The following is a 7,327-nucleotide window of genomic DNA, read 5'->3' as shown; positions in this document are numbered from 1 at the left end:
AATGGTTTAATTAGAGTAAATTTATAGCCGGATGTGATTATTTAAACATCTGAAACTGACAGTGATTTAGATAAGACGTTTTTCATCAAGAAGGTTTGAATTATCTACGATGATACCATGATGGCACTATGAACAGTGATCCTCGACGAAAGACAAATAGAATTCGCGGCGAACCATTGACCTGAGGTAACCAACCCCCGTATAACAGAGTGGCCAATGCCGTGCTTACACTGAGGAAAATGTCTTGCCTAAATTTCTGCTTGACAAAGGTCGTTTCATAACAGGTATTTCGGTTTAACCGGGGTAAAAACTGCTGTTGTGCCTTATAACCACGCTTTTACGGCGTGCTGTGGTTTTTGAAGTGAATCTGCAGGATATAATCAGACTGCAGTTGACGGAATCATCTGATTCTGTCGGGCAAACCAATTTCCGTCTGCCAGCTTTTTCAAACGCCTAAAAACCTTTGTTTTTATTAAAGCAAAGACAACAAGCTGTTTACCTTTGTCATTTAATCTATATGCTGATTTCACACTTTAACAATTCATACTGATATCATCATGACAATTCTTTTTACAATGGATTAAAGTGTATCCGGTTTTTTTACGGACGCCGGTTGTCTGGTTGTGCGGAATACGTAGTGCCGGAACCTGTACCTGCGGGCAGGATTCGCAAATTCGGTAAAAAGGGGATTGTATGAAATTTTTAACTGGAATTGTCTGCATAGCGTCAATTATCGGGGCCGGCAGTGTTTTGGCTGATGAGAGTCGGGATAATCTTAAAAGTGAAGAAACGGCACAGATGAATACTGAAAAAGAAGCCGTCAGCGAGAAGCTGCTTACTGATTCCCGAATGGAAATTGCCGTCATTTCCGCATATACGGCAGCAGGTGATATGAAAAACCTTGAAAGTGCGATAATTCAGGGGCTGAGCGATGAGCTTACCGTGAACGAGGTCAAGGAGGTTCTGGTGCAGATGTATGCCTACTGCGGTTTCCCGAAAAGTCTCAATGCACTCAACGTACTGATGGATGTGGCCAAGGCAGGCAATTACAGGGAAGGATCCATGGGGGTTACCCTGGAATCCTCTGCCAGAAAGATTTATATCGGCGACCGCAAGCAGATAGAACTTACAGGAAGCAAGGTTGAGGGACCTCTGTTCGATTTCGCTCCGGCAATTGATATTTTTCTGAAGGAACATCTCTTTGCCGACATATTTTCAAGGGGAGTTCTTTCCGACCTGGACAGAGAGGTGGCAACCATTGCTGCTCTTTCCGCGGTTGACGGACTTGAACCTCAGCTGAATGCCCATATCAACATAGGCAAAAGACTCGGACTCAGTGATGCGGATATTCTCAAAATCAGACAGACCGCCTCAAAAGCCAAAATGTCCGAGTTCGGCATAGGTGAACCGAATGATGCCTACGCCAAATATTTTACCGGCAGAAGTTATCTTAAAACCATTAACAGCAACGGGGTGTTTACGGCCAACGTAACCTTTGAGCCGGGGGGCAGGAACAACTGGCACATTCATCATAAAGGCGGTCAGATTCTGATTGTGACCGGCGGCAGGGGATATTACCAGGAATGGGGAAAGGACCCCGTGGTTCTTAAGAAGGGGGACAGCGTAACCGTTGCTCCCGGGGTGAAGCACTGGCACGGTGCGGCACCGGACAGCTGGTTTTCACACATAGCCGTGGAAATACCGGCCGAAGGAAGCTCCAACGAATGGCTTGAGCCCGTAAGTGATAAGGATTACTCGAAACTTAAGTAAGGTAAAACATTCTGTTAATAACGGTCAGGGGATAATTTATCCCCTGAATGGATCGTGTCTTTTATTGCTCATAAAATCTAAACTTCTCCGGTCTCGGACTGTGATTATTCTTAACGGAGCGGCTCTGCAGTCAGAGTCGCTTTTTCATGAAAATGTACGAAGAATTCGCTTCACCAAAAGCTCCAAAACTGTCATAAAAATCAATACATGTTTTTAAAAAACACCTAAACCGTATGGATTAAGGTTGAATTATATTTTTTCACTCAAAATTATGTGGGAAACATGAGTCAGATAATTCTCAGATGGCATGTCGAGGAGGGAATCATCCCCGTGCCGAAGTCAGTATCCGTTCAGCATATCAGAGAGAATTTTGATATCTTTGATTTTTCTCTTGATGAAAATGATCTGCAGGCAGTCAGAAGTCTGGATACCGGCAGAGGCAGTCATAATCCTGACGACATGTCATATGGCGAAAAGCTTCTGAAGGCATACAGAATTCACGACTGATGTATTCCGTTAAAACAAAAACAGCAGCCTGAAAGGCTGCTGTCTCTATTGGTGGAGATGGCGGGATTTGAACCCGCGTCCCAAAAGGCTAGATCTCAACGTCTACATGTTTAGTCGAATCTTTTAATCTCGTAAACCGGACGCGGACCGACACGCTGCAGATTTACCAGACTGAATAGATTTAAGGCTACTCCTTCAGTCAAGGATTCACCCGATACAATATTGGGATCCGGAGATTCTGAACCTATTGTCAAACCCAGGCTCCGGGTAGTCCAGTAGTTTTTTAGGCTCTGACTACGGTTTTTGCTTGTCGCTGGTTATTAAGCAGCTAAAGCGTAAGATTCATCGTTTGCGATTATCTTTTTGTGGGTTTTTTAAGAGGCCACCCACGCCTCTACATGCTGTCTTGACTTCACTCTTCCAGTCGAATCCTAATCATCCCCTTTATTCTGTGTCAGATAAGTGCTTAAAGCGTCCTACTGATTCTAAATATATCATCTTTTATGAAGAATTCAAGAATAATTTTGCTATTCAATAATTATTCGCATTACTCCGTTAACGGGCAGCCTTCTTCATTACTCTGGCCTGGTCACGCTTCCATTCGCGTTCCTTGATTGAATCGCGCTTATCGTGACTCTGCTTGCCTCGGGCAAGGGATATTTCAAGCTTAACCAGGGATTTTTTCCAGTAGAGCTTAAGCGGAACGATGGTGTATCCGGCTCTTTCCACGGCACCGATGAGCTTGTCGATTTCACGACGGTTCAGAAGCAGTTTTCTGGTTCTGGTCGGATCGCAGATTACGTGGGTGCAAGCCTGATCCAGCGGAGTGATGTTGGCACCGATAAGGAATATTTCACCCCTCTTGATGGTTACGTATCCGTCCACGATACTGGCTCTGCCGGCTCTGAGGGCTTTTACTTCCCAGCCCTGAAGGCTGATGCCCGCCTCAAAATGCTGTTCAAGAAAGTAGTCATGGCTGGCTCGTTTGTTTACGGCAATTACCGCTGATTTTATATTCTGTTTGCTGTTACTGGCCATTTTATTGATTCCATTCTAAAAATGTCGAAATAAGGTTCCATTTATAAGAATGTCGAAGAATGCCGCATTCTAAAATGTTTACGTGCGCGACTGTTTTAATCATTGTCGCGCATATCGGATCCCGGCTGTCTCAGGCCTGTTTCATCCTGTTGTTTCCGCAGATTCCGAAACAGAATCATATACAATTTCAGTCCGTAAAATCAAGCATTTTGACGTAAATACCGGGGCTCCGCGGCTGTCTGTCACGGTTTGCCGGGAACTGAAACATCCGTTGAGACCGTGCATCTTTTTTTAGTTTAAAAAGATGGCGGTAAATATTGTATAATTACGGCACTTATACATTAAGCCCCGGCGGATATGAGAAATTCTGCACATGTGCAGTGCACGTAAAGTCCGTATTCAGCGGGGGGGAATACAGGAGAACGCGGCGCCTGCCGCGTCTCTTACAACGTTCGGGAGTTTTTTCATGTCCATTACAATAGCCCTGTTATGCGTGATACTGGGTTTCGTTATTCTCATATACAGTGCTCAGAAGTTTGTTGACGGGGCATCAGGTCTTGCCCTGTGTCTGGGTGTTCCGGAAATACTGATAGGTGTACTTATAGTAGGTTTCGGTACATCCGCTCCCGAAATAATGGTATCCATTTTTTCCGCTCTTGAAGGAAGCTCAAAGCTTGCTCTCGGTAACGCCTGGGGATCCAACATCTGCAACATTTCGCTGATACTAGGTGTTACCGCTCTGATAGCACCGCTCTGGGTTCAGCGCAGTCTTTTCAGAAAGGAATATCCTCTGCTGCTTCTTTCAGTTGTGGGTCCGCTGATTTTTGCCATGGACGGACATATTTCCAAGGCTGAATCCGCCGGTCTTCTGGTATTCATTTCACTGTTCGTGATGTATACCGTTTACGAGGGATTCAGAGCCAGAAAGCTTGCCAGGGCCGGAAAACTCGCACAGGACAGCGAAGAGGCCGACGTGCAGATTGAGGAATGTTCCGAGGAGGCAAGAAATCTCGGACCGTTAAAATCATCTCTGTACACTTTCTTCGGTCTTGTCCTGATGGTGGTAAGCTCGAAGGTGATTGTTTTCGGGGCCGTGGAAATCGCCAAGGTTCTTGAGATAAGCGAGGTTATCATCGGTCTTACCGTGGTGGCAGTCGGAACCTCTCTGCCTGAACTCACGGCTTCAGTCATTGCTGCCAGAAAGGGTAACAATGAACTTGCCGTAGGCAACATCATCGGTTCGAACATATTCAACAATACCGCGGTACTGGGCCTTGCCGGCGTGATTCTTCCGTATGACGTGGACAGGATTGAGCTCGTAAGAGACGGCGGTTTCTGTCTGTTTCTTACCATGAGTCTCCTGCTGTTCTCCATGAGACTCAGAACAAAGGATGCCAGACTCGGCAGAAGAATAGGTGCATTCTGGGTGACAACATACATCGCATACATGGCTCTGCTCGTATACATGACCATGCATCACAACAGTCTGCCGGAATTTCTGTCCTTTATCAGCATGAAGTAGTTAAAGACGGTACCAATCTGTTTGTTTCAATTCACTTGAAGAGGTGCGCATGACAGCCGCAAAGGATGAAGAATACATTACGGATAATGATTTTAAAGACTTTGAAAAATATCACTGTAAAGACATCCGCACCTATCCTAAATACCGTAAAAATCATGTTCCGGCTCCGTTTCTGCCGATGAGCAGAAAGGAGATGGATAAACTCGGATGGGACAGCTGTGACATCATTATCGTCACCGGTGACGCCTATATAGATCATCCCAGCTTCTGCACCTCCATCGTCGGCAGGTATCTTGAGTCATTCGGCTTCAGGGTGGGGGTTATTTCCCAGCCTGACTGGCACTCCAAGGACGCTTTCATGACTCTCGGCCGTCCGAATCTCTTTTTCGGGGTTAATGCCGGCAATATGGATTCCATGATAAATCACTACACCGCCGACAGAAAAATCCGCAGTGACGATGCCTATACTCCCGGAAATGTCGCCGGCAGAAGACCGGACAGGGCAGTGACTGTCTATACCCAGAGGGTTAGGGAGGCATATAAGGATATTCCGGTCATTATCGGAGGTATCGAGGCTTCGCTCCGCCGTCTGGCTCACTACGACTACTGGTCTGATACCGTCAAGAATTCTGTTCTGCCGGATTCAAAGGCCGACATTCTGGTGTTCGGTAACGGGGAACGCCCTCTGGCTGAGATTGCCATGCGTCTTGCTGCCGGAGAATCAGTCAGGGAGATAAGGGATGTCCGCGGCACCGCGGTAATGGTTAAAAAGGCTCTTCCGGAGTGGGTAGGGATTGATTCCACCACCGTGGATACTCCGGGATTCATTGAACCTGAACCGAATCCGTACTGCGTGATGTGTCATACCGACGACGGCGGAAAAGAAAATCCGTCTGCAGGCGGGGAGGCAATTCCGTTTACGGCGGAAGATGTCCCGCAGAATTCATCTCAGGTGACAGGTGCATCCGACAGAAAGATTTCTCTTGAAAAGAAGCTGCATGACAGGGAATACATCCTGCTGCCTTCGGTTCAGGACGTAAAACAGGACAGAAGACTGTACGCCCATGTACGCAGGATATTCATCAGGGAGTGCAATCCTGAATGCGCCAGAGCCCTGGTGCAGAAGCACGGTGAACGCTACGTGTGGGTTAATCCTCCGACATTTCCGTTAAGCTCTGCCGAGCTTGACTATGTCTATGCTCTGCCTTTCAGGAGAGTACCGCATCCGGCATACAAAGGTCAGGAAATTCCGGCCTTTGAGATGATTAAGAATTCCGTCTCCATAATGAGAGGCTGCTTCGGCGGGTGCAGTTTCTGTTCGATAGTGGCTCATGAAGGCAAGAGAATTCAGAGCCGTTCGGAAAAATCAATCCTGAACGAGCTTAAGGAAATCAGTGAAAAGACTCCGGGATTTACCGGAGTGATTTCGGATCTGGGCGGGCCGTCCGCCAACATGTACGGTCTGGGATGTACCAATGCCAGAATGCGCAGTCTCTGCCGCAAGCCGTCATGTCTCTATCCGACACCGTGCAGATTTCTCAACAAGGATCACGGCAGACTGATACAGCTTTATCGTGATGCCAGGGCTCTGCCTTTCATCAAAAAGATTCTTATCGCCTCCGGGGTCAGAATCGATCTGGCTCTCTTTGATGAAAACTACATCAGGGAGCTGGTGACATATCATGTGGGCGGACATCTGAAGATTGCTCCCGAGCACATGGCTCCGGAGGTACTGGAGCTCATGCTCAAGCCTGATGAAAAGATTTACTATGATTTCAAGAAACTGTTTGACCGCTACAGCAGTGAGGCGGGAAAGAAACAGTACATAATACCGTACTTCATGTCGTCTCATCCCGGCTCAACCGTGGCTTCAATGATAAATCTTGCCGTATGGCTCAAGAGAAATGATTTTCAGGTGGATCAGGTGCAGAATTTCTATCCGACGCCGATGTCCGGAGCTTCGGCAATGTATTACACCGGATTCAATCCGTACAGACCGATTACGCGGGAAACCGAACCGGACGTTTTTGTGGCCAAAGGTGACGTGGCAAGAAGAAGACAGAAGGCGATTCTGCGTTACCATGATCCCGATAATTACGAAACCGTGCGTGAGGCTCTCATTGAGCTGAACATGCCTCAGTTTATCGGCAGAGGCGCCGGGGCCCTGGTGCCTCCTTATGACCCGCTGACGGAAGGCAGGGGTAAGGTGCGCGGAAGATCCGGTTCCGGAAAACCTGACGGCAGGGGAAAGCCTGCCGGAAACTCCTTCGGCAGGGACGGCAGACGTTTCGGCTCATCACAGGGCGGAAGCGGCGTAAAACACGGAAAAGGATCCGGACAGCCAGACCGCCATTCACAGGGAAACGGCGGTTTCGGAAAAAATAACGGCAGAAAGAACGGTAAAAAATCACCGGTAAAATAGACTAAAGCGAACAGATTGTATAAAATCTGACAGACTGGGGAATCAAGGATGCGGCGGAAAGGTGATAT

5 protein-coding genes and 1 other RNA gene are annotated in these 7,327 nt (G+C 47.4%); 4 read left to right on the top strand and 2 right to left on the bottom strand.

The window, feature by feature from the left end; all coding sequences use genetic code 11:
- Nucleotides 1–693: 693 nt before the first annotated feature.
- Both T489_RS15410 and T489_RS0106485 read left to right on the top strand, forming a co-directional pair.
- A complete protein-coding gene (locus tag T489_RS15410) occupies nucleotides 694–1,770 on the top strand; it encodes a carboxymuconolactone decarboxylase family protein (RefSeq protein ID WP_051621853.1) in 1,077 nt (358 codons plus the stop codon).
- Between the two features lie 282 nt (nucleotides 1,771–2,052).
- The gene (locus tag T489_RS0106485) at nucleotides 2,053–2,277 is read left to right on the top strand and encodes an aldo/keto reductase (RefSeq protein ID WP_157608087.1); all 225 of its coding nucleotides are present in this window, start codon (nucleotides 2,053–2,055) and stop codon (nucleotides 2,275–2,277) included.
- A gap of 49 nt (nucleotides 2,278–2,326) precedes the next feature.
- On the opposite strand, the gene ssrA is transcribed toward T489_RS0106485, so the two are convergent.
- Both ssrA and smpB read right to left on the bottom strand, forming a co-directional pair.
- Nucleotides 2,327–2,720: a transfer-messenger RNA gene (gene ssrA / locus T489_RS14615) on the bottom strand.
- A gap of 112 nt (nucleotides 2,721–2,832) precedes the next feature.
- On the bottom strand, nucleotides 2,833–3,315 hold the full coding sequence (smpB, locus tag T489_RS0106475) for an SsrA-binding protein SmpB (RefSeq protein ID WP_031579249.1): 483 nt from the start codon (nucleotides 3,313–3,315) through the stop codon (nucleotides 2,833–2,835).
- A gap of 466 nt (nucleotides 3,316–3,781) precedes the next feature.
- Here smpB and T489_RS0106470 point away from each other — a divergent pair, with 466 nt between their 5' ends.
- Together T489_RS0106470 and T489_RS0106465 are read left to right on the top strand one after the other, a co-directional pair.
- Nucleotides 3,782–4,837 carry a calcium/sodium antiporter gene (locus tag T489_RS0106470; RefSeq protein ID WP_051621852.1) on the top strand — a complete coding sequence of 352 codons (1,056 nt, stop codon included), beginning with the start codon at nucleotides 3,782–3,784 and terminating at the stop codon, nucleotides 4,835–4,837.
- A gap of 49 nt (nucleotides 4,838–4,886) precedes the next feature.
- Nucleotides 4,887–7,259: a YgiQ family radical SAM protein gene (locus tag T489_RS0106465; RefSeq protein WP_157608085.1), complete on the top strand. Its 2,373-nt coding sequence runs from the start codon at nucleotides 4,887–4,889 to the stop codon at nucleotides 7,257–7,259.
- Nucleotides 7,260–7,327 lie beyond the last annotated feature (68 nt).

Source organism: Ruminobacter sp. RM87 (assembly GCF_000701925.1).
GTDB lineage: Bacteria > Pseudomonadota > Gammaproteobacteria > Enterobacterales > Succinivibrionaceae > Ruminobacter > Ruminobacter amylophilus.
The sequence above is the reverse complement of the archived record's forward strand: the minus strand, read 5'-3'. Positions and strand labels throughout refer to the sequence as shown.